15 protein-coding genes are annotated in these 22,900 nt (G+C 61.7%); 13 read left to right on the top strand and 2 right to left on the bottom strand.

Annotated features, from left to right (window positions below; all coding sequences use genetic code 11):
- Nucleotides 1-151 precede the first annotated feature (151 nt).
- The 4 genes from AB0H50_RS27435 (at nucleotide 152) to AB0H50_RS27450 (ending at nucleotide 4,617) form a co-directional block, all read left to right on the top strand.
- A complete protein-coding gene (locus tag AB0H50_RS27435; protein WP_357457902.1) occupies nucleotides 152-1,405 on the top strand; it encodes a peptidoglycan DD-metalloendopeptidase family protein in 1,254 nt (417 codons plus the stop codon).
- Between the two features lie 377 nt (nucleotides 1,406-1,782).
- On the top strand, nucleotides 1,783-2,076 hold the full coding sequence (locus AB0H50_RS27440) for a DUF4254 domain-containing protein (RefSeq protein WP_357457905.1): 294 nt from the start codon (nucleotides 1,783-1,785) through the stop codon (nucleotides 2,074-2,076).
- A 112-nt stretch (nucleotides 2,077-2,188) separates the two neighbouring features.
- Nucleotides 2,189-3,643, top strand: coding sequence for an AMP-binding protein (locus AB0H50_RS27445; protein WP_357457907.1), 1,455 nt, complete (start codon nucleotides 2,189-2,191; stop codon nucleotides 3,641-3,643).
- A gap of 74 nt (nucleotides 3,644-3,717) precedes the next feature.
- Nucleotides 3,718-4,617, top strand: a complete 900-nt coding sequence (locus AB0H50_RS27450; protein WP_357457909.1) for an isocitrate lyase/PEP mutase family protein — start codon at nucleotides 3,718-3,720, stop codon at nucleotides 4,615-4,617.
- A gap of 96 nt (nucleotides 4,618-4,713) precedes the next feature.
- On the opposite strand, the gene AB0H50_RS27455 is transcribed toward AB0H50_RS27450, so the two are convergent.
- A complete protein-coding gene (locus AB0H50_RS27455) occupies nucleotides 4,714-5,166 on the bottom strand; it encodes a YbaB/EbfC family nucleoid-associated protein (protein WP_357457911.1) in 453 nt (150 codons plus the stop codon).
- A complete protein-coding gene (locus tag AB0H50_RS27460) occupies nucleotides 5,166-6,698 on the bottom strand; it encodes a hypothetical protein (protein WP_357457913.1) in 1,533 nt (510 codons plus the stop codon). The genes AB0H50_RS27455 and AB0H50_RS27460 overlap by 1 nt, the downstream gene beginning before the upstream one ends.
- A 577-nt stretch (nucleotides 6,699-7,275) precedes the next feature.
- Here AB0H50_RS27460 and AB0H50_RS27465 point away from each other — a divergent pair.
- The 9 genes from AB0H50_RS27465 (at nucleotide 7,276) to AB0H50_RS27505 (ending at nucleotide 22,878) form a co-directional block, all read left to right on the top strand.
- Nucleotides 7,276-12,015 carry a hypothetical protein gene (locus AB0H50_RS27465; protein ID WP_357457916.1) on the top strand — a complete coding sequence of 1,580 codons (4,740 nt, stop codon included), beginning with the start codon at nucleotides 7,276-7,278 and terminating at the stop codon, nucleotides 12,013-12,015.
- On the top strand, nucleotides 11,991-12,200 hold the full coding sequence (locus AB0H50_RS27470; protein WP_357457919.1) for a hypothetical protein: 210 nt from the start codon (nucleotides 11,991-11,993) through the stop codon (nucleotides 12,198-12,200). Before AB0H50_RS27465 ends, AB0H50_RS27470 begins: the two co-directional genes overlap by 25 nt.
- A 317-nt stretch (nucleotides 12,201-12,517) precedes the next feature.
- Complete coding sequence (locus tag AB0H50_RS27475) at nucleotides 12,518-14,200, top strand: fatty acyl-AMP ligase (RefSeq protein ID WP_357457922.1); 1,683 nt, start codon at nucleotides 12,518-12,520, stop codon at nucleotides 14,198-14,200.
- A complete protein-coding gene (locus tag AB0H50_RS27480; RefSeq protein WP_357457925.1) occupies nucleotides 14,197-16,821 on the top strand; it encodes a MupA/Atu3671 family FMN-dependent luciferase-like monooxygenase in 2,625 nt (874 codons plus the stop codon). Before AB0H50_RS27475 ends, AB0H50_RS27480 begins: the two co-directional genes overlap by 4 nt.
- Complete coding sequence (locus tag AB0H50_RS27485) at nucleotides 16,818-17,636, top strand: SDR family oxidoreductase (RefSeq protein WP_357457928.1); 819 nt, start codon at nucleotides 16,818-16,820, stop codon at nucleotides 17,634-17,636. The genes AB0H50_RS27480 and AB0H50_RS27485 overlap by 4 nt, the downstream gene beginning before the upstream one ends.
- Nucleotides 17,633-18,967, top strand: coding sequence for a D-arabinono-1,4-lactone oxidase (locus AB0H50_RS27490; protein WP_357457931.1), 1,335 nt, complete (start codon nucleotides 17,633-17,635; stop codon nucleotides 18,965-18,967). The genes AB0H50_RS27485 and AB0H50_RS27490 overlap by 4 nt, the downstream gene beginning before the upstream one ends.
- 167 nt (nucleotides 18,968-19,134) lie before the next feature.
- Nucleotides 19,135-20,916, top strand: a complete 1,782-nt coding sequence (locus AB0H50_RS27495) for a hypothetical protein (RefSeq protein ID WP_357457934.1) — start codon at nucleotides 19,135-19,137, stop codon at nucleotides 20,914-20,916.
- Between the two features lie 442 nt (nucleotides 20,917-21,358).
- On the top strand, nucleotides 21,359-22,255 hold the full coding sequence (locus AB0H50_RS27500; RefSeq protein WP_357458343.1) for an isochorismatase family protein: 897 nt from the start codon (nucleotides 21,359-21,361) through the stop codon (nucleotides 22,253-22,255).
- Nucleotides 22,256-22,281: 26 nt separating this feature from the next.
- Complete coding sequence (locus tag AB0H50_RS27505) at nucleotides 22,282-22,878, top strand: hypothetical protein (protein ID WP_357457937.1); 597 nt, start codon at nucleotides 22,282-22,284, stop codon at nucleotides 22,876-22,878.
- The last annotated feature ends 22 nt before the right edge of the window (nucleotides 22,879-22,900 follow it).

Consider the following 22,900-nt stretch of genomic DNA (forward strand, 5'->3'; position numbering starts at 1 on the left):
GGTCTCGGCACCCACCATTGTCGAAGATTCCCAATCATGGGAACCGGAACCCGCGTGTAGCGGTCACGATGAGCGCACAGCCATGGCCCGGTACGAGACCTCCGCGAATCATGCACCGGTGCCGCGTGATTCGCCGATGAGCGGAGGAACGATGACAGGAGCAGAAGCCTCGATCGAGGAGCCGGCCACCACCGGTGCGGAACCGGATTGTACGAGCGGTGGCACAGACACCAAATCTCCTTCGACTGCCGGTGATGAGCAGCAGCCCGGGCAGGACCCCGCCACGGAGGCGCCGCCGCCCGACGAGGCTCAGGGGCCAACGGCGACACCGAACAACGAGTCGAATCCGCCTGCGCCGCTGATAGATCCGGATCTCGTAGCCAAGCTGGCACCGGTTGCCGTCACCGCTGGGACAACCGCGCTGATGATGTTGCCGATGCTGGCGTCCGCGCTGTCCGGGCTCGGAGGCGGAAGCACCGCCCCCGCCGCGGTTGCTGGGTCGGGAATGACACCGGAAGCGCAGCGGGCGATGCAAGTGCTGAATCAGCTGGCTAACGCGTACGGCAAAGGTGAGTTGACCGATCCGGACGCCATCAGGCTCCTCGAAGAACGCGGATTGGCCGGCGCGGGCGCAACCGCCGCCGCATTGGAGGCACAGCAACGATTCCAAAACAACCGCAAGGCCGCATTCACGGCCGTCGATGCACAACTCGCCGACTATCTTCAATCTCTCGCGGCCAGTTCGGCAGAAAACAAGAAGGCCATCACCGATATCGTAGCGAAGGTCAACCAACAGCTGAATGATCTTGGTTCGGGAGCATATACACAGGCGGGCAAAGCCGCAGTCCATACGATCATCGCCAACGCCCTGAAAAGCGCTATGAGCATCATAGAAGAAGGAAAGTCGAATTCGGATGAGATTGTCAAGAAAATTGATGCACTAACCCAGATATATCTGGACAGTATCGCGGGGAAGACAACCGAAACAGGTACACGCTACGCACTCCCCGCCCGTGGAACATTGACCTCCCCGTACGGTCACCGCACCGACCCGACTGATCAGACGGTATCCGACTTCCATCATGGCATCGATATTGCCAATTCCATCGGAACCCCCGTCTACGCCGCGGTCGGCGGAAAAGTCACCGCAGTCGGATCCGATCCTGCAGGCGGAAACTATGTAAAGATAGAACAGTCAGACGGCACTACTGAAATCTACTACCACCTCAACTCCTCTTCCGTTGAAGTTGGACAGCAGGTATCGGCGGGATACCAAATTGCCACCATGGGTAGTACTGGAAGTAAAGTCACAGGGCCACACCTCCATTTTGAAGTCAGACGTAACGGGCAATCCATCAATGCCTTGGATTGGCTGCAGCAACACGGCATTCAACTATCTTCCTAACCTGCCGCTTCCATGCGTCGCGCAAATGAGGTGCGCATTCCACACAACCATGACTATTCCCAACATTGGGAAGGTGCGACGATGACTTCGACACCGGATCGCGAAGGGTGAATTGCGCATTTGCCGCTCTTCTTCGCGGGAAGTGGATACAAGGAGATCCCATGGTAGGCAACGAAATCCGAGCATGCCGGGGCCGCCTGCTCGTCGAAGGAACCGCAGTGCGCCAGCTCAACCCCGGCGACGCCCTACCGACCGCCACCGAACTTCTTCTCGCTATCCGAGACTGCCGAGCGATCCAGCACCCTATCACCTGCTGGGCCCGCGAACTAGCCGAGATACACCGTCACGTGACAGGTGAAACGGAAGCCACGAGCGACATGGCACACTCCCGGGCACACGTGGTGCACGCGATCGACGTCTGGATGGAATCACATGTGCCACAACATCGGTACGGCTCCACCCTGCACACCGAGACCTTCGGCTCAGTGGTCGACCGGATCGCCGCAGCCTGCGTATCCGCAGACCATCTGATGGTCGACATCGGGCCCAGCGATCTGGCCGCCCATACAGCCTGGTTGCGGCTAGCCGAGCTCGCCGACGGATACACCGACCTGATCGCCGAAGTAACCACCGGCCGCCGCCGCCTCCCGGTTCCGGCCGCACTCGAATAGAACACACGCAGACAACTCACCGTTGCATCACTGAGGTCGAAATCCGTCCACACATCGACCGTCATATCAGGCAAGCGCGTCACCAGGTCCCCGGACCGAACGAGGAAACCCCATGATCCTTCCACCCGACCAGCCATCCGCCTCCGACAACCCGTTTCTGGTCGGCACGGCGGACCACATCCTCACCATCCAAGGCCTCGACACCTGGGCCGAGACGGCGGCGAGCGAACTGCTTCGTCACGGTGTCAGACCCGGTCACGTAGTCATCGCAGACCTCCCCAACTCACCCGCTTTCGCTGCCGTCCTCCGCGCAACCTGGGATATCGGCGCAGTCTTCGCCCCGATGAACCCGCAACTCACCGCTCGCGAGAAGAACGACATCATTGCCCTCACGAACCCCCAACTCGTGGTCGCGGCTACCCCACCGATGTTTCGGGTCTCCACCCTCGTGTGGCCTGATCCATTCGGCGCTCCCGACGGCCTCTACTGGTTCCGGGGTAATCCGATGCCCGAGCCACTGACCTCCGAGACGGACCGGCTCCTGCTGTTCACCTCGGGCAGCACCGGCCGACCCAAGGCAGTGGTGCTCACCGAAGACAACGTCAATGCCGGCATTGCTGCAGTCGCATATCATTTCGCGCTCACGTCGGAGGACCGGACCCTTGCGCTGATGCCGTGGTCGCACGGACATGGCCTGTTCGCAACGCTGCTGGCACCCTATCGCAGCGGTGGGACTGTCGTGTTGCCAGCGGTAGGCGAGACGAGACGACCGCACACGCTGCTCAACACCGTTCGACCGACCTGGATAACCTCCACCCCCACCCAGCTGGCGATGCTCGTCTCCGGGTTGGAGCACTCCGACACAACCGGACCGAGACTGCGATTCCTGCGAACCGCCTCGGCGCCGCTCCCGCATGCGGTAGCCGAACGAGCCGAGAAGCTCCTGGCCTGCCCCGTCGCGGAGGCACTTGGGCTCACCGAGACCAGCCATCAAGCCGCCGCGAACCCACCGTCATGGAACCGGGTGCTCGGCACCGTAGGCACCGCCACCGGCACCGAGTTCCGATTGGCCGGTGACATAGTCATCGGTGGCCAAGAGCTGCAGGTCAAGGGCCCGGCCGTATTCCGGGCCTACCTCGGCGACCCGAATGCGACCGCGGCCGCGTTCACTCCCGACGGCTGGTTCCGCACCCTCGACGTGGCGCGTTGGACCGACGACGGCCAGTTGCAGTTGCTGGGTCGCCTCAGCGAGATCGTCAACCGAGGCGGCTACAAGATCGCGCCCGTCGAGGTAGAGACCGTGCTGTGCGAGCACCCCGAAGTGGTGAGCGCCCTGGTGACAGGCTTGGACCATCCGCACCTCGGCCAGGAACTCGCGGCTGTCGTGCAAACCCGGTCAGGCTCGAACGTGACCCGCCGCGATCTCCTACGACACTGTCGAAACAGCCTCGCGGACTACAAGATTCCCGGCGAGCTGCGGATCGTGACGGCGCTGCCCCAACTGCCGAACGGCAAACCCAGCCGACGCCTGGCCGCGACGCTGTTCAAAGCAGACGCACGGCAGTGACCGATATCCGCCGAACCGCGTCGTCCGTGGCTCGAGTACCGGGGGATAACCGATGGGAGGAGGAAGCAGCAAAGATGAGGAAGAACATGCACGGTCCCGCACAGCTCCGGAAACTGATGTCCCAACCCGGCATCATCACCGCCCCGGGTGCATATGACGCGCTCACCGCGCGGCTCATCGTGCAGGCGGGATTCGATGCAGTCTACATGACTGGATTCGGTTCGGCTGCAAGCGCATTGGGCAAGCCTGATGTTGGCCTCATGACCATGACAGAGATGTCGCAGCGCGCCGCGGCACTCGCGGAAACCGTTACGGGCGTACCAGTCATCGCCGATGCCGACACCGGCTACGGCAACCCGATCAACGTCCGGCGCACCGTACACGAATACGAACGCACCGGCGTCGCCGGCCTGCACCTCGAAGATCAGGTGTGGCCCAAGAAGTGCGGCCACCTCGATGGCAAGCGCGTCATCCCGTGCGAGGAGATGGTCCAAAAGATCCGCGCCGCCGTCGACGCCCGCGACAACCCCGACTTCGTCATCATAGGCCGCACCGACGCCAACACCGTCAACGGCTTCGATGACGCGCTGCACCGCGCAGAGGCCTACGCAGCGGCGGGTGCCGACATGATCCTGCTGGAAGCGCCCCAATCCGAGAAAGAACTCATCACCATCAGCCGAAACTTCCGCGGAATCCCATTGGCATTCAACTGGGTCGAGAGCGGCAGGATGCCGCTACCGTCACAACTCGAACTCGAAGCGCTGGGCTTCACCCTGGTTCTCTACTCGGTCAGCGTGCTCTTCGCGGCTACCCACAACGTGATCGCCATACTCGAGTTCATGCGCCGAGGCGGCAGTCCCAGGGACTTCACCGACAAGGTTGGCTTCGACCAGTTCACCGAGGTGATCGGACTACCCGAAATCCGCGCCCAGGAGCAACGGTTCGTCTTGAACAACACGACAGCAGCCGGGTGACTACGGCATCACGCCGAGACCAACGAACGACATAACCGACCCCGAGTTCTTTGCTGGTAGGCCGGTTGGCCTGGCTTATGGACGCACGTGAATGCCCTATACGCCTCGGGAATCAGTGTTCGACGCCCCCCGAACGGTGTCCAAGTCCCGCATCAGCGATTCGCGTAGATCACGCAGGCTTTCGGCACCAGGGATCAGCTCCGAAACATCAGGAAGATCGCTTGTGGCGGCGAGCAGGGGCTCGGTCACCGCCGCCGACTGCTGCTGCGCGAGGTGGGCACTGCGGGCGGCTGCTTCGGCGATGGAGCGCCCCAACTTCGCGGGGCTGCTGCGACGGAACGCATCAGCGGCGAGCTGAACATCGACCACGATTCCAGCGGCGTTGACCGTCACAGTGACAAGCCCGTCCACGGAGCTGGCTTGGGAACGCAGAGCGGCGAGCTGTGCAACTACATCGGGCAGCGCAGCCTGCTGTCGTTCGAACGCCGTCAGTGCGCGCTCCGCTTCCCTTCTCAATCTGTCGTCGGCGAACTCGTAATCAGTGCTCATTACCCACTCCTGTCCTCTGTCGTCGCAGGCGTCAATGCCTGCCTCGCTGTTTCGACAAGCAGCCGATGCAACGCTTTGGCAGGCTCGGCGGCACAAGCACGATTGAGGACGACGTCGGTGAATGCTGTTGCGAGCGCTCGACCTGGATCTAGCGAGCCATAAGCGCTCCCGCACAAGGGCCCGCGCCAGCGACGGTAGTCACTGACGACCCGTCCGAGTCCCAGCCTGCGATATCCGCCACCATGGACGAACAGGTACTCGGCAATGAGCGCCCTCTCGGCCCGCTGACGCGCGGCACCGCAGGCTCCCACATCAAGGGCGCGACCCAGGGAGAGAACCGCGGATGAATAGATCGGACGTTGGTCTGCGCCTGCCACAACAGATAAGAGCCCCTGCAATACCTCACGGAAACCCTCAGCATGACGATGCGGCTCACGGGCAGCATCTGCGTCCAGAATGATCGACCACGCAGATGGCTGCGACGTATCGTCTCTGCTCGTCCTGCTGGGCTGGACGCTTATCACGGTCGATTCAGGACCGAGAACGCCAATGCCGACGCACCGCAAACGGAGCATGGGGTAGGTCGACAGCACATCGTCGACCGCACTCACGAACTCGCGAACGGTCACCAGGTCCAACCCAGAGGTCTCGAATCCGATCACCTCGAGACCATGCCGGTCGGCAAGCATCCGCGCGAGCTCGGTGACGCTACCCGAGTCCTCACGACCCGCTGCAGTTCCAGACAGCCCGTCCGATTTCGACATGTTCGTGCGCCCACGACGATCGTCGGTCCCGTGGCGCCGGGGACGTTGGCTCGAATTGGCGGTCGGCCGCGGCGGAGTCGACGACTGATCTGCGGACATACCAGATTTCGACCACGGGTTGGTTGATGGCCTGCGGTCTTGTGCAGCGCTGACACGTTGTTGTTCGCGCCACGGCGTCGGGCCGAGCAGACGCGCTCCGGCGCCGGGGACCCGACGATCCACTGGTGTGGCGGCCGCTCCAGCCGACTGACCGCGGGGAGAGCTGGAAGTGTCTCGCGACTGGTTGCTTGCGCTTGTGTCGAAGTTTGGCGCCGTGGGCAACTGGGGGCGCGCTGCTCCGTAACCGGTCTGGCCGCTTCCCTCTCCCACAGGATCAGCCGTCACAACGTCACCTGTATCGGAGACTGACTCAGGGCTTGGAACCATGGACGGACTGGCGTTGGCCGGAAACTGATTGTCCAGGGCGTCGATCTCCTCTCCCCCGGCGAAGTCCTCGCCCTCGAAGTTGCCAGCAGTTGTCCGCATCCGTTTGCCGAATTCGCGGAGTGTTTCAGCTGTTTGGGCAAGGCCAGCCATCCCTTGCTCAGAGTTCGGCAGATAGCCTCGCTCGAATGCCCGACCCGGCTCGTCGTCACCCCAGGGCTTTCCCTCTGCTGCGAGGCCGGCCCTCAACCGTTCGACGGTCGCCCGCATGGCATCCCCGATCTCCTCGAACGCCGCACCCTGCGCACGTAGCCCGTCCAAGTCCACATGCAGCGCCTGAGCCACTTCATCTCCGTCCCTGCAACATGCCAACCCACCCCGGTGCTGCGGCGCCAAACGGAGTCTGTAACCGCTCCTGCCTGAGAGCGTGTCATTTGCGCCGTTGCCCGGTCGAAGTATTGGATCTGATTTTCGAGCCTTCCCACAACTGGGGATCACGACCATGCTCGATGAACATAACGTCGCTGGTGATCGGGGTGCTGGTGCCTGTCCGCCCGCCAGCCTTCGGAAAACGCAGTGAACGCCAGCGGGTTGCCGCGCTACTCTCGCTCCCGTCCCACTGGTGAGAAGGCTGGAAAATGGCTCTGATCAACGGGCACTGAGTTCGGCGGTAGGCAGCGGTCTCGGCGAAGCGCCAACTGATTCAGCCCCGTCGTAACTCGCCCTTCTCGGGAGCAGTCACTGTGGTCGTGGACAACATCGAAACCAATTGCACCACATCACCTTTGCTCGATCTTCCGCAACACTTCATCGCTAGCGAAACTATGTCATCGCGCGCCGGCCTCGTGGAGGAGGTCGGAACTCCTGTGCTGCCCCAAGGTCCTGGCGTCGGTAGGGACTGTCGGCACGTGGGGTGTTGGTGGTGAGTTCTCCATATCAGTTTCTCGCGCAAATCCCTTTGCCCTTGCAGTGGGCACTGTTCGGCGAGGAGTTTCCACGCGGTGACGTGGAGGCGATGCTCCGATCAGAAGATCAATGGCAGCAATCCGGCCAGGAGTGGGCAACGCACCGAGCGCGAATCGATGCCGCACGTGCCGCGCTGCCCCAGGTCCTCGAAGGACAGACCGGTGAGGACATCACCGACGCCGCCGAACAGCTCAGCGCAGCACTGCGCCAGCAATGCGAATACTGCGAGGAGAAGGCTCTGCAACTGAGGAAGGCAGCCGCAGAGACCGAGAAGGCCCAGATGGAGCTGGTGATCTTCGCACTGTGGCTCCTAGTGGAACTGCTGCTCGCCTTCACACCAGTCGGCGCCGCCGTGGAACGAATGTTGTTCGCCGCAACACGGGCGATGATCCTGCGGCGGCTACAGGGACTGGTCCTGATACTGACCATGACCGGCGCACTGCAAGCAGGCATCGACGCCGGTGTCCAACTGGTCCAGATCGCAAAAGGAACACGAGACTGGACCGGCCCCAACGGAATCGACTACACATCAATCCTCGCCACCACACTGAACGGCGCCGGCGCCGCATGGGGCGGACACCTCACCGGACGACTCCTCTCGGGACGCATCACCAACCCACTTGCCCGTGAAGTCTCCCAAGCATTCGGCGGACTGATAGGCGGCGCCGCCGCGGCCGCACCCATCACCGGCGGTTTCGACATCACCCCAGCATCAGTACTGAACAGCCTTGTCTCCAGCATCACCGCCACCGCACACCCAACGACCACCCCCACCCCACCACCAAAAACCGACACCGCCTACCAGATCGCATTCCAGACAGATGGAAACACCACCGATCACAACACCCACATCCTCAAAGAATCTGATACCCAACACCAACAACCCACCATGACCACGTTCGGTTTCTCCGATTTCCACCCCGAGCCCGAAATTCAGAACACCCGTGAAACCGGAATGGGCAGCAAGGACGGACTACGCGATACACAAGGCAACGAGTCGGATCCGCAATACTCGGATCAAGGCACTGACGGACGCGCAATCCCACTCGACTACGGCCCGTGGGATCGGCTAATCGACAAACAGGCGCTTGCAATATTCGAATCGGCCGCGATGAAATCAGCGCGTCCGGTGAACTGGGCGCAGCTGATTGGCGATAGCCAAATTCTCTTCCTCGGCGAAGATCACTCGAACTACCCGGTGCGAGAGTTCCTACGAGACCAGGCGCCGGCGCTGCACGAAGCTGGGGTGAAGTACCTCGGAGTCGAATCGTGGCGGCATCCGATAAAGGACAATTCAATCGGCCAGTCGTTCCACTGGGATGAAGCCGGTTATCGAAGAATGAGAAGCGCGATGACACTATCCGGCATCGAGATCGTGCCATTCGACGTATATCCAGAAAGATATCCGGGTGGCTCTTCACTGGCCGGACGCCGGGAAGAACACATGGCCAAGAGTATAATTGATATCCTACAGCGCGACCCTGCCGCAAGAGTTTGCGTCTTGGTCAGTAAGGATCAACTACGCATCGACGGTCCCCCCGGCCATTCATCGATGCGTCAACTCGTAATCGACAGCGGTCACCCTACGAATTCGACCGTATTCTACGGCGGCCTGTCGCGGCGAGGAATTTCCCACTGGCCATCGACTATGGTCGATGTTGCCGCAAGACGTCTTATCACCCGCCGTCCTGAAATTATTCATGATCCGTTCGTCCTGGATCTCGCAGGGTATCGAAGAGAGCTGGCAAGGGCTCAGATTGATGTCGGCAACAATCATATTTGGGGAGCGGAGAAAATAATCCATCTCCCGCAACGCTTCCACGAGGAGGTGACGCCACTCGAGCGCGTCGGCGAATTGTATACCGATACAACCAGCTCGAGCAAAGTGCGTGAGCCCGAGTTGGACGCCGACAACACGACAATAACTCCACTGAAGGAGATGGACTACGGAATACATGGAGAATTGCCATACGAACCACCCGGATACCCGCTGGAAACTATTGCAGTACGTAGCGGCACGGCGGTGAGTTGGGAACTGATCGCCGAGAACCGACGCCTCACACTGTTCGGAATCGACCAGCCCGTCCAACCAGCAATGGACTACTTGGCCGAACAAGCGTCGAATCTCCGCCGTACAGGATTCACTCATGTCGGCGTAGTTTTTCCTGATCACCCTGTGTTCGAGAGATGGAATGCGGGCGACCGTGAATGGCACAGATATCTCTCCACCGAGGATTGGTGGATGGCATTAAGTAACAGCCAGAGTGCGCTGGAGGCCTTCAGTGATTCAGGAATAACTGTTGTGCCTATTGGGCGCGAGTACCGGTCATATGGATTCTCGGAAGAGAGCGTAGTCCAGCACGCGAATACCATCGACAACGTCCTACGGTCAAATCCCGACGCAAAGATGGTTGCGATTCTCGACCGTCGCCACCTATTCACACGACAGGAGGCGTGGTCCTACGCGTCAGGGCTAGCCGGCCCGCCGCTACGCGACCGATTGATCGAAGCTGGGTACAAGCCGGTCTCCATCGCATTCATTGGGGGTAGCGATCCGTACGTCAAGCTGCACAGCAAGCTTGATATTGCAGCGCGTAGGGAGGGTGTAGGGCACGAGACGTTCCTTGCCAACCTTGACGCTTACCGGAGTGCAGGCGGAACATATCCTGCCTGGGATGCTGATTACATCCTGCACCTGCCTCAGTATCCACCACCTTCGTTCGAGACTGTCGTCGGATACGAGGACTTCCAGCCAGGTCCGAATTCCTTCGAACAAGTTCAATCGGAGCCGACCGAACTCGGCCACATCGAGATTTCCGGTGATGACCCCGGGCACCTAGCTTCCTTGCGGAAACCACCGAGCGAAGACGCGGTCGACATGATAGAGCGTATTCGTAATCTAGAGGAAGAGCAAAGCGGGTCATCGAATTTATCGACAGGTCTCGAACTGGAGAAAATCAGGAGTGAATTCACGTCCCTATACCCGGATGCAAGTGTCCGAGAGTACGTAGAACAACACGTAGCTATCCGCAACAATATGAACTTACTTGCCAATGAACTCGGCTGGAGCGTAGAGCGCACACGAGAGCATCTGAAAGATGAGCTAAAGGCAATTTTGGAGGGTGCTGATGTCGCTGTACGAGTGACTTCCGACTCCCTCCTCAACATTCTTGCAGACGGGAGATTCAAGAGCATCTTCGAAACGGAATCCACCGCGAAATTTGAAGCGTCGTGGCGCGCCGAGTTGGAATCACAGTGGTTCGGATATCCGGCCGACCTTGCTCCAGAGATGCGGCCGATCTATGGCTACATGCGAATTGATGGGGAGCATCCCATTGGGCTCGGACCGTCGGTCGGATACTTCGGCACTGACCTGCTGTCTGCATACGGCGACATCCAGGTCATTCTACGGAAAGACATTCTACCCCGCACTACGATGTGCATCGATGATTCGATGGGCGGCCGGGTTTCGACAGTCCCATCACATGTTCTTGACCCACGACCCGAATCGTACGGGGTGCTGCCCACCGCCGCAGCGAACCCTAGTACCAGGATATTCTCTGGTGTGAATCGAGAATATGACTCAGCAGACTTCCGAGCTCAGGTTTATATCGAGGCACAGATTCACGGCTCGGTATCGCTTGCAGACATTTCGCAAGTTATTATCCCCCGAGACCCGTCCGTGGAACTTCGATCCGCACTTGAAGAGTCCGGGCTCGATTGGCGCGTGCTTAACAATAGAACCATTGCGATCGAAGGGTCGGAATTGGATCGTTCCGTGGCCACGCGACGCATCGGTCAAGATCTGGACTGGCTGGACCGGGTGAGCGAGGTTGGTCGGATACGCGTCCAAGCTGAGCAGAGGAGCATGTACTACGACGCAAGAGCATCTGACGACCTGATCAGAGGCCTTATCGACGCAAAACGAATGCATTCTCACCTCTCCGACGATCTGGCCGTACTGACCGCTGGCGCGCACGAGGCACACCCCGATCCGGTACCGGACCTGTCAGCGTTACCGCCAATTGCTGATCTGCTCGATTACCCGCACGAAAATGGCGATCTATGGTTGCTCTGGCAACTGACTCCACTCGAAACAACATACGGAACATACCGAATCGTACTAGATGACACGTACTATATTCAGACCATCCACGACGGGATCTACAATGTGGCCTCTTTCATAGTGAACGGGACAATCACCGATCGAAGTGATGCTATAATCGGAGAATTCTCCCGCCAATTCTACCGTGACAAATTCGATCGTCTGGTGGTTTACAACTGCGGCCTGAAACTACATCCAGAAGCCCGCGGACAAAGGTTTTCAATATATTTCGCCCAAGCACTCGAGAACTGGTATCGGCGCAGCGGCGTAGACCGGATTATTCTTACCGCAGGAGATGAAAAGGGCGGCTATGTATGGGCTGTCGCCGGATTTGACTGGGACGTCAGCGACCCAGTAGAGTTCGAGAAATCGATCTCGAATGTCAAGGTTCGCATCGAACAAATAGCCAGCGACACCTCGCTGGCAATTGAAGACAAACGAAAGATTGCAGACTTGCTGCAGCGCTTCGCTGGTGGCCCGGCAGACTACCCTTCACCACACGAGATAGCCATGACAACCGGCACGAACGGGCGGAGACTTGGCAAGGAGATATTGCTGGGATCACAATGGGATGGGATGAAGAAGCTATGACTCCAGAGGATATCGAGTTCATTCGCGCCCGTAGCAAGGCCTTCGGCGACTTCTTCATGGAGTTCGCACTCGATCGCGGCCTGGATCTGGACGTAGAGACATGGTCAACGGCGGACCGGGACCAATACGCGGTTCGCAGCAATGTTTTGATCGAGGAGTGGCGCCGCAAGCACCATCGTTCTTGAACGCAGCGGTTAGGTGAGACATCCGCCAGCCGAATTCACCGACAGCATCCGCGGCATCCCGATGCTCATCGCCGTCTTCAATGACCGGGTGGTGGTACCCGCAAGGCATTCGCTGCCTCCAAAAGGAGTCCGCCACCTGGCCGACAGGCATCTCACGCCGATGCCATGCCGGTGCATTGGATCACGTTTCGACTCTCCCCAGAGGTGGGAAGGGAGCCGTCGTCGAACTCGGCATGCTGAACATCGGCTGAATGAAGCCGGTCTGCCGACAATCCGCTGTGCCGCCCGGCGTCATCGTCCATGGAGGAAGCAACGGCATGGTGACTTATACCGCCCTGGGCACGGTAGGGACTCAGCGTGGAACCTTGATCGGTACTCTGCTCGCTCGGGCCGAGTCCAGGCCCGGCGATATCGGATATCGCTTCCTGGATAGTACGAACTGCGAGACCCTGACGTACCGCGAAGTACTGCGTCATGCAGGCAGTGTCGCCACCGCTTTGGCCGAGGTCGGTACAGCCGGTGACCGAGTGCTGGTGGTGTGTCCACCCGGACCACAATTCATAACCGCTTTCCTGGGCTGCCTGCTTGCGGGAAGGATCGCGGTTCCCGTCTATGTTCCATCGTCGCGACACAGCAGCGAAGGGTTCCTCCGTATCGCCCGGGATTGCGCCGCACGACTGGCCATTGCGCCTACCGGCGTCGTCACTCCCGGATCGTTGTCGGTGCTGAGATGTGACGCACTGCCGCCTGCCGACGATGTCGACTGGCCTGAACCTCACCCAGACAACGTCGCCTTCCTGCAGTACACCTCTGGTTCCACGGGAAGGCCCAAAGGAGTGCAGGTCAGGTATCGATCGCTGTGGCACAACCTCGAACTGATCCGGACCGCCTTCGGACATACACCCGACAGCGGTGCGGTGATCTGGCTCCCGCCGCATCACGACATGGGGCTGATCGGTGGCCTGCTGCAACCCTTGCACGCCGGCTTCCCGGCAACGGTCATGTCCCCCATGGACTTTCTGACTCGGCCACTGTCGTGGCTCCAGACGATCGCACAGTACGGTGCGACTACCAGTGGCGGCCCTAATATCGCCTATGACCTGTGCACCCGTCGCATCCGCCGCGAGGAAGCCGCTCAGCTGGATCTGAGTCGGTGGGAGGTGGCCTTCGTCGGAGCCGAGCCGATCAACCCGCGGGTGCTCGAGCGGTTCGCGGACCACTTCGCGCCCAGCGGGTTTCGCGCCGACAGCTTCTTCCCCTGTTACGGACTGGCTGAATCTACGCTCTTCGTCAGCGGTGGACCCCGCGGGAAGGGTGCCCGCAGCCGGTGCTTTTCTGTCGCGGCGTTGGAGTCCGGCCTGGTGCGTGTGGAGCCCGGCGGCCGTTCGATCGTCAGCGCTGGGCCGGTGCACGGTGCGGAAGTCGCGGTGGTGGACCCGGCGACCTGCCGCCGCTGCCCTCCGGACCGCGTCGGTGAGATCTGGCTGCGCGGACCGAGTGTGGCCGACACCTATTGGGGCTGGGAAGGGCTTAGGAACGACACCTTTGGAGCCGTCCTGCCCGACGAGCCGCATGCGGGTGAGTTCCTACGGACTGGTGATCTCGGATTCGTGTTGGCCGGTGAGCTGTACCTCGCCGGCCGACACCGCGAGCTGATCGTCGTCAGGGGCCGGAACTTCTTCCCGCAGGATCTTGAACGCACCGTGGAAGAGAGCCACCCCGAACTGCGTCCCGGTGGCTGTGCGGCGTTCTCGGTCGAGGTGGATTCCGAAGAGCGCGTGGTGATCGTCCAGGAAGTCCCAGATCCACTGGGCGAGGCGGATGCGAGCGAACTGAGGCATTCCATCCGTGAGGTCATTTCCCGCGAGTACGGACTGGCGCTCTACCGCGTCGATCTGGTTCCACGTGGCCGAATCCCCAAGACCACCAGCGGAAAAATTCAGCGCGCACAGTTGCGGACCGCATTCGTACCAGACCCAGAGGACGGAGTTGCGCAGTGAGCGCCGACATCAAAACCGCGCGCTCGCCGCAGGTGAGCGCGGTCGACATCACTGCGGACCTCGTCCAGTGGGTCGCGCGGCACACCGATACCGACGCCGCGTCGGTCGACCCTGACCGGCCGCTGACGGCCTCCGGTTTGGACTCCGTCAAGGCAGCCGAACTGATTACGCTCTTATCTGATCGGTTCGGGATCGAGATCACCGCCGAACGCCTCTTCGACGGGGCGACTATCACCGATATCGCGGCAAACTCGCCAACTGCCGACCCCGTCCCCGACACACCTGCCACGCCTTCGGGCACCCACCGCTCTCTGACATTCAGCCTGCTGTTCTTTTCCAGCGACGCCGAGCGCGGTTTGGCCAACCCGTACCAGTTGCTGCTCGACAGCGCAGCGATCGCCGACAAGCACCGCTTCGAAGCGATCTGGCTGCCCGAGAGGCACTTCCATAGGTTCGGCGGGTTGTTCCCGAATCCGTCAGTGGTGGGCGCTGCCCTTGCTGCCCACACCCAGCGGATCCGGATCCGCGCAGGCAGCGTCGTGCTGCCACTGCATAATCCGGTGCGGGTGGCCGAGGAGTGGGCCGTTGTCGACAATCTGTCGGGCGGGCGGGTGGATCTCGCTTTCGCGACCGGATGGAATGTCGATGACTTCGCCCTCTCCCCCGCTGCCTATGCCGACCGAGGGCGCACCCTCGCGGAGGGGGTCGACACCGTCCGCCGGCTCTGGCGGGGAGAATCTCTCACCCTGCCGAACGGGCACGGCGAACAGACCCCTCTGCGGATCTTCCCCGCTCCACAACAGCCGCAACTGCAAACATGGCTCACCTGCACCGGCAACCCCGAACGGTTCCGGCAGGCCGGTGCGCTCGGCGCTAATTTGCTGACCGCCTTGCTGTTTCAAGAAGTCGATGAACTGGCTCCGAAGCTACGCGCCTACCGTGAAGCCCGCGCCGAGCACGGCTTCGACCCGCAGACCGGCCGCGTGACACTCATGCTGCACACCTTTCTCGGCACCGACGCCGAACAAGTGCGGCGCACGGTCGAGACGCCGTTCAAGCGCTATCTCGCCGACTCCGTCGACCTGTGGAAGCGCGGTTCGGCCACGCTGGCCGATCTCACTCCGACCAAGTACGAACAAGCGCTGGCCTTCGCCTTCGAGCGCTATTACCGCACGAGCGCCCTGTTCGGAACTCCTGACACGGTGACCGAACTGGTGAACCAGCTTCGGGCCATCGGGGTGGACGAGATCGCATGCCTTGTCGATTTCGGAATCCCGGACCAGCAAGTACGGCAAGGTCTGCTGGACCTGGCCACGCTCGCTGACCGCTACTCGCATCCGCCGACGGCCGCGGTCGTCGATCTGCCACCCGATCCCGATCGAGAGTCGATGATCGGGGAGGCGCTGCGCGACCGGCACACAGCGGTGTACCGCAACACGGGCGGAGTACTGCGGAAGGTACAAAGTTTCGAGCTCACGCGGCGGATGCGCGCAGCGGAGCTACTGCCGTTCTATACCGAGCTGTCGGAGAACGAGGGCGCCACCTGCCGATACAACGGCCGGGAGCTGATCATGCTGGGCTCCAACAACTATTTGGGCCTTACCGCAGACCGACGGGTGCGCCGCGCCGTGGCCACAAGTGCCATGGCCGAGGGTCCAAGCCTTACCGGGTCGCGCTTGTTGAACGGGTCCACGGCCGCCCAGACCGCATTCGAACGGCGACTGGCCGACTTCCTCGGCCGTGCCGACGCGTTGTTGTTCACCACCGGCTACCAGGCCAATATCGGGCTGCTGTCAGCGGTCATGGGCCCGGACACGGTGTTGGTGGCCGATGAGGAATGCCATGCGTCGATCTATGACGGTGCCGCTGTCGGCCGCTGCGAAGTGCTCCAATTCCGGCACAACGACCCCGACAACCTCAGCGCCCGGCTGCAGGACCTCGGTTCCCGTCCTGCCATGGTCATGGTCGACGGCGTGTATTCCATGAGCGGGGAGCTCGCGCCGCTGCGCGAGCTCCGGGCGGTCTGCAACCGGTACGACGTACCGCTAGCGGTCGACGACGCACACGGGCTGGGCATGCTCGGCACGAACGGCCGCGGGATCGAAGAGGCGACCGGAACACTCGGGGCCGCGGACGTGCTCACCGGCACGTTCTCCAAAAGTCTTGCATCAGTGGGAGGTTGGCTCGCCGGAGATAAGCAGCTGGTCGAGTGGATTCGCTACCACGGCCGATCTGTCCTCTTCTCAGCGGCGATCCCGCCCACCGCGCTCGCCGCGGCAGATGCCGCACTGGACATCATGGTCGCGGAGCCTTGGCGGCTGGAGCGGCTTCGTGAAAACGCGAACTATTGGCGAGCGGGGCTCTCAAAACTCGGATTTGTCGTTGGCCGCGCACCGACCGCCATCGTCCCGATTCCCATCGGTTCCGAGATGGCCTGCCTGCGGTTCGCGAAGGTGCTTCTGGCAGAGGGAGTTTACGCAAACTGTGTGGTAGCACCGGCCGTGGCAACCGATCAAGCACTGATCCGGACGAGCGTGACGGCCGTACACGAGCGACACCATCTCGATGGCGCCCTCGAGGCATTCGAACGTGCGGGACGGGCGACGGGGTTGCTGTCGTGACGAGCTCGGCCTTCGGCGGCAAACATATCGTAGTGACTGGCGGTTCCAGTGGAATCGGCCAGGCGGCCGCATGGCGGTTTGCGAAATTGGGCGCACAGGTCACGATCATCGCGCGCCGGGAGGACCCCCTGGCGGCGACGGCGAGCGCGGCCCCGGCTGCGGGACGGATTCACGCGGTTTCCGCAGATGTGACCGATCGGGTGCGGCTCGAAGCGGCGATCGAGTCCGCTGAAAGACACTACGGCACACCAGATCTCCTCCTGTGTTGCGCAGGTACAGCACGGGCCGGCTACTTCGGTGAACTACGCGACGGCGACTTTCACGAAGCGATGGACACCAACTATTTCGGCACCCTGCATGCAGTGCAGGCTGTGCTGCCCGCCATGTGTGATCGCGGCAGCGGCCATCTTGTGCTCGTCGGATCCGGTGCGGCGCTGCTGGGATTGTTCGGCTACACCGCCTACGGTCCAAGCAAATTCGCCGTCCGCGGGCTCGCGGAGTCGTTGCGTGCCGAACTGGCGCACAGTGGCGTGCGGGTATCGATCGTGTACCCGCCCGACGTGGATACGCCCCAGCTAGCCGCGGAGAACCGGACGAAACCATCCGAGCTGCGCGCCGTCGTAGGAGCCACCGAGATCTGGTCGGCAGACCAGGTGGCTGAACGGCTCATTCGTGGCGTTGTCAAAGGCTCGTTTGTGATCCCGTGCGGCGGCACAATCACCGGCCTGTTGTACGGACACAGCATCCTTGCGCCGGGGCTGTTCCGGCTGTTCGACCGCCGAGCGGCACGAGCGCGGAAGGAGATCAGGTCGTGACCGATCAGCACCACTGGCGGAACTGGTCTGGCACCGTGCACTGTTCGCCTACGGAGACGATTCGCCCGCACAGCCGCGATGCGATCGTCGCGGCGGTCGAACGCGCCGCCGAGCAGGGCCGGACCATCAGACCCCGTGGATCAGGGCATTCCGGTGTGCCCCTGGCGGCGACCGCCGACCTCGCGCTCGACCTTTCCGACTGGACCGGCATCGAGGCAGTCGATACCGATCTGCGGCTCGTCACAGTACGTTCCGGAACGGTCCTGCGAGCGCTCAACGATGAGTTGCACCAACTGAATCTGGCACTGCCCAATCTCGGTGACATCGACGTACAGACGGTGGCCGGTGCAATGGCCACCGCCACCCACGGCACCGGGCTCCGGTTGGGTGGCATGCCGACCCAGATCCAGGCGATGGAGATGGTACTGGCGGACGGGTCGGTGGTCACCTGCTCCGCGACGCGACGCCCGGAACTCTTCGCCGCCGCACGAGCCAATCTCGGCGCACTGGGTGTCGTCTCGACCATCACACTGCGCTGCGGACCGGCGTTCGCCCTCACCACCCACGAACACCCCGAGCCGGTAGAGCGGGTACTGGCCCAGCTCGACAGCTACTACACCGAGAACACGCACTTCGAGTTCTACTGGTTCCCGCATGGCCGCAACGCCCTGGTCAAATGCGCGAACCGATTGCCGTACGACGAATCGCCCACTCCCCTGCACCCAGTCCGGCACTGGTTCGAATACGACGTTCTCGAGAACACCGCACTCGATATGATCTGCCGCACCGGGCGTGCGTTTCCCCGCCTGGGACCAGCCCTGAACCAGCTGTGCTCGAACATGCTTTCCACCCGCAGCTACAGCGATCGCTCCTACCGAGTGCTGACCACCCGGCGGACCGTGCGTTTCGTCGAATGTGAGTACGGGATCCCGATCGCAGCCCTGGGCGAGGTATTCGAGCAACTGCGCACAGCGGCAACCCAGCTGCCTTACCCGATCCTCATTCCCGTCGAGGTACGTTTCGCCGCGGCCGACGACGTCTGGCTCTCTCCGGCATACCGCCGACCCACCGCGTACATATCGGTGCAGCAATACGTGGGAATGCCCTATCGCGAGTACTTCGATCGATTCGAGTCCATCGCGGATGCAGTTGGCGGGCGCCCCCATTTGGGGAAGATGCACACGTTGGAGCACACTGCCCTGCGCACCCGCTACCCACGGCTCGACGCCTTCAACCAAGTACGCGCAGACGTCGACCCGGCCGGTCTGTTCCGCACCACCTACCTCGACAAGGTGCTCGGCCCGATCGAGGCACGAACAGCGCACGGATGACCGCTATGGCCCACTCCCCGACCGCTGCCATCATCCATGAACTCGGCCGCAATCAGAGCCAGGCGTCGCACCGCCCACCCTCGGCCTGCCGACTGGAATCGGCGCCGCGTGGACGCAGCCGATGACGTGAGGAGCCCACCGTTGCCGGCGCGGTCCCGGAACCCACGGTGAGCGTGGCTGTCTCGAATCCGCTGTCAATCCTTGCAAGCATTCCAGAGCCCATCCAATGGGTAGTCTTCGGAGAAGAGTTCCCCCTCGGCGACCCCCAACGGATGCGACGGGCCGCCGCCGAATGGGAGGCTGTGGGCGTCGAACTAGCAACGGCGGACACCCGCATCCGCGAGTTGCTGGCTGGTCTGCCGGCGTTGGCGTCCGGCTCCACCGCCGACGCCATGGCCGCAGCGGGTTCAGCTTTCGGTGCCGATGTCGAAGAACAGTCCGAGTTCTGCGGGTCCATGACGCTGCGGTTGCGCAGTGGTGCCGCGGAGATCGAGAAGACGCAGTGGGAGATGGCGATCTTCGGGCTGCTGTTGACCATCGAACTGATCGGCGCCGCCGCGGGGCTGTTCACCGGGGCCGGGGTCGTTGTCGAAAGCGCACTGGTCGCCGAGGCCCGGGTGACATTCTTGCAGATGCTGCGGCTACTCGTCTCGCGGCTGTTGGAAGGCGGACTGGTCGGGACGGCCAGGCGGCTGGCGTGGACAGGGTTGGAATTCGCGGCCAAGCAGGCGGGAGTAGACGCGGCCATCCAACTGATCCAGGTCGCCAACGGTACACGAGACTGGTATGGCCCCAACGGAATCGACGCCACATCCATCGCCACGATGGCGGCAAGCGGTGCGGGCGCCGCCGTAGGTGGCATGCTCGCCGGCCAGACCGCAGAAGTCATGCTCGGCGGCGCTACTGCCCGCCTGTCCGGCCGGGTGGTGGTCGGATCCCTGCAGTCGATCGGCGGCGTCATGGGCGGCGCTGTTGCCGCCGCACCCCTCACCGGCGGAATGCGGCTGACCCTTCCATCCCTGATCAATGGGGCTGCGTCGGGGCTTTCCGCCGCCCACTCCATTGGTCGCGTGCAGGCCCCCGACTCGCTCTCCGGGCCCATACCTGGCCGACATGAAGGCCAATTCGGCCACGCAACGAATCGCGTTGGCGAGACACCTGCCACTGGCACCGACGGACACGGACCACACAGCGATACCCCGGTGATACCACGACCGGTATCGGCCGCCGAGCTCGTCGATGTTCACGGGATTCCCGAGATCAATCAGCGGAGATTTCAGGAAGTCGCCAACCGATTCGGCTGCGTCATCGACGTTCGCCCCACCAATCCGGAATCTGCGCGATGGCTCGACGCGGGAGCACTGCCGAAGAGAATGGATATCAAGTCCAAAACAATCAATTCCCTGGATCCGTACCTCGGCGCATCCGAGGAGCATACGGGTCTGGTCGGCTTCTTCGAACCCAGTAAAGCGACCCGGGCGAACGTGCCCGACCACCTGTGGGATCAGGTCAACGAACGCTACAAGCAGCGCTTGGCGGAGTGGCTCGAGCTCCGCGAGACCATGGAATCCTATGCCGGAAAAGGCAAATACGTCGTACAGAACAAAGTGGTATACGGCTTCGACCGAGAAGGGAATCTCCGTCCCTTGGCGGGCGATCACGACGTATTCGACATAAGGTACGGAAGCGGCGACTCACTCTCCTTGACGGCATACCACAAGATCGTCGAAACCATGATTCAACAGAATATGGGCGTCATGCACGGCGCCCATATGTACTGGCCGATAGTGGAACCGAACTTCCATCCAGGCATCTACCACAGGATCATTTCCGCACACAAGCCCGGTGGGGAACCTCTCATCAGATTCATACCGAATGCCGCACCCGTCCTCGTAGATTCCTCGACACCGGTCTCCACCTCCGTCAAAGGGAGCTTGCCCGAAAGATGAGGTCGGCGTTCCGGACCAGCAGACCGCGGAATCCATGCGTGCCAGAGGTCTGCGAGGCCATCTGATCGACCGCCCCGCGTACGCCTGGCAACTGCCCACTCCCGATCGATGTCCTCGGCGAGGACAATTCAGAGACTGCGGTGGCGCAAAGGTCAGAATCGGTTCCCGCAGTTGGGAATTGGGTGTGATTCGGATGTCGTAGTCTCGATAGCGCGGCCGTACCGGATCGAGCGGCCGTGCCGACCTTCAGCCGATGCGTGGTAACCGTGCATCTCGATTCCTCGCTGCCGTGTCGAAATCCTGGCCCCTTGTCCGTCGAGCACAGTGAACCGGAGGTTCACAAGGGCGCTGTGGAGGCGTCGCCGACCGGTTCGACGAATGTGTGGAGGATGTCGTGGTGATATGGAATATCGATCCGGACCGTTCAGCGCTGCTTGTCGACATGCGGAACCGCACCTCCGAAGGCCTGCGTATGACCCAGGGAGATCGCGACGTGGTCGAGCGATTGAACACCCTGGCCGATGCCTGCCGAGCTCATGGGATCCCGGTGATCCTCGCCGACCGCACTCCGCGGCCGGACCGAGCCGGCACTGGCCAACTGACCGAAATCCCGTCGGTGACCGCCGTGCTGCCCAACCAGAACGGAGAGCGCAGCGGCGGCCTGCGGACTGTTCCCGGAGACATTCGTCTGTCCATGCCGCGATTCGGCGCGTTCACCGGTACCGACCTCGATCCGATCCTGCGCTCACGCGACCGTGACCTGCTGATCATCGGCGGGATCTCCACTCACATCGGCTGCGATACGACAGCCAGGGAAGCAGCGGCTCGAGACTACCGGGTGGTGTGCCTCTCCGACGGCATGGCAATCGCCCCTGCCCGCGACCACGGATGGGGGTCTCTGACAGCAGGCGAGGTCATGCGGGTCACGCTCACCACCCTCGCCGAGGCATTCGCGGAGGTCACGAGTTGCGATGATGTCGCGCGCCGGCTGGCGGGCTCGGCGCTGTCGGTCGCACGCGCGTACCACCTCGCCTGGACCAGCGGTGACTTCGCGGCGGCGGAGACGCTGTTCACCGGTTTGCCGAGAATCGAAACGCCGATAGGTACCTATGAGTCGGCGCGGGAATATCTGAGCGCGATGGCCGCGTGGACGCTCGACATCCGGGCGGTCGAGCTCATCGCCGAACACGGTGTCGACAATGAGGCGATGCTCCTCTACGACGTTGAGGTAAACACTGTCGACACAGTCCGAGTCGCCGAGCACCTGACATTCCGATCCGGACGCATCGCGCGTATCCGCCGAGTTCACGATACCGCCCTTATGAGCGTGTCTGGATGACATGGATAAACACTTGAGGAGTCACCATGGAGATACATGATGAGACGGAGTATTTCGATGGAAACAAGAACGTTCTGGAAATCTATCTCGGCCGACCTGCCTTGGCTTCAAGCGGACTCCTGGACACCATAATCGCAGCCGAACGAACGATCCAATCTCTGGTTAACCAAACAGGAAGGATGTCAGCGGTAGAACCCCCAGTTGCGCAACGAGTTACCTTTTCGAAACTACTCTTAGAGGTCCTCAAGTATCCAGTTGGCAGCGGTGCGCAGTACGACGCCTACAACGAAGTGATCGACGGTAGTTTTGAGGCTTACAACCTATCCAGCTTGAGCGACGTCAATATTGCGGGCATCATGCACATCTTCGATGTTGAGCGCCAACTGCGCTGCGCTAATATTAGAGATCTAGCTATGGAACTTCGCCTGAATCTGGAGAATAATGTAGGTTGCGAGAACTTTGGCGGAGAGTATCCATACCTTGTGATGATCGGAGAAACACTCAGGTCCGTGTACCACCAATTCGTGGATCTTCTGCACCGCCAGCAACAAGTGCACGCCATGATTAATTCCAATACTGCAGGCCCCAAAGAAGGAAACAGTGGGCTAGCTTCAGGGGCTTGAGGTACAGCTTCCAATCGATGAG

It is taken from the genome of Nocardia sp. NPDC050793, assembly GCF_040654065.1.
Lineage (GTDB): Bacteria > Actinomycetota > Actinomycetes > Mycobacteriales > Mycobacteriaceae > Nocardia.